Source organism: Streptomyces sp. NPDC058663 (assembly GCF_042716745.1).
Taxonomy (GTDB): Bacteria; Actinomycetota; Actinomycetes; order Streptomycetales; family Streptomycetaceae; genus Streptomyces.
Genome location: NZ_JBHXRV010000116.1, coordinates 1 through 1,448, shown reverse-complemented (window position 1 = coordinate 1,448; position 1,448 = coordinate 1). Strand labels below are relative to the sequence as shown.

General features: G+C 54.9%; 1 rRNA gene. It reads right to left on the bottom strand.

The annotated features are described in order from the left end of the window. Nucleotides 1-50: 50 nt before the first annotated feature. Nucleotides 51-1,448 (bottom strand): 23S ribosomal RNA (locus ACFWVV_RS37750); the annotation flags it as partial.

Here is a 1,448-nt window from a genome sequence, read left to right as displayed (position 1 = left end):
TCACAGGACTGTTCGTTATTTCAGAACTAACACAGTGGACGCGAGCAACTGAGGACAAGCCCTCGGCCTATTAGTACCAGTCAGCTCCACCCGTTACCGGGCTTCCACATCTGGCCTATCAACCCAGTCGTCTACTGGGAGCCTTAACCACTCAAGGTGGTGGGAATACTCATCTCGAAGCAGGCTTCCCGCTTAGATGCTTTCAGCGGTTATCCTTTCCGAACGTAGCCAACCAGCCATGCCCTTGGCAGGACAACTGGCACACCAGAGGTTCGTCCGTCCCGGTCCTCTCGTACTAGGGACAGCCCTTCTCAATATTCCTACGCGCACAGAGGATAGGGACCGAACTGTCTCACGACGTTCTAAACCCAGCTCGCGTACCGCTTTAATGGGCGAACAGCCCAACCCTTGGGACCGACTCCAGCCCCAGGATGCGACGAGCCGACATCGAGGTGCCAAACCATCCCGTCGATATGGACTCTTGGGGAAGATCAGCCTGTTATCCCCGGGGTACCTTTTATCCGTTGAGCGACAGCGCTTCCACAAGCCACTGCCGGATCACTAGTCCCGACTTTCGTCCCTGCTCGACCCGTCGGTCTCACAGTCAAGCTCCCTTGTGCACTTACACTCAACACCTGATTGCCAACCAGGCTGAGGGAACCTTTGGGCGCCTCCGTTACTCTTTAGGAGGCAACCGCCCCAGTTAAACTACCCATCAGACACTGTCCCTGATCCGGATCACGGACCGAGGTTAGACATCCAGCACGACCAGAGTGGTATTTCAACGGCGACTCCACCATGACTGGCGTCACAGCTTCAAAGTCTCCCACCTATCCTACACAAGCCGAACCGAACACCAATATCAAACTGTAGTAAAGGTCCCGGGGTCTTTCCGTCCTTCTGCGCGAAACGAGCATCTTTACTCGTAGTGCAATTTCACCGGGCCTATGGTTGAGACAGTCGAGAAGTCGTTACGCCATTCGTGCAGGTCGGAACTTACCCGACAAGGAATTTCGCTACCTTAGGATGGTTATAGTTACCACCGCCGTTTACTGGCGCTTAAGTTCTCAGCTTCGCAACCCCGAAAGGTCACTAACCGGTCCCCTTAACGTTCCAGCACCGGGCAGGCGTCAGTCCGTATACATCGCCTTACGGCTTCGCACGGACCTGTGTTTTTAGTAAACAGTCGCTTCTCGCTGGTCTCTGCGGCCACCCCCAGCTCACCAAGCAAGTTGGATCACTAGTGATGGCCCCCCTTCTCCCGAAGTTACGGGGGCATTTTGCCGAGTTCCTTAACCATAGTTCACCCGAACGCCTCGGTATTCTCTACCTGACTACCTGAGTCGGTTTAGGGTACGGGCCGCCATGAAACTCGCTAGAGGCTTTTCTCGACAGCATAGGATCATCCACTTCACCACAATCGGCTCGGCATCAGGTCTCAGCCTTAA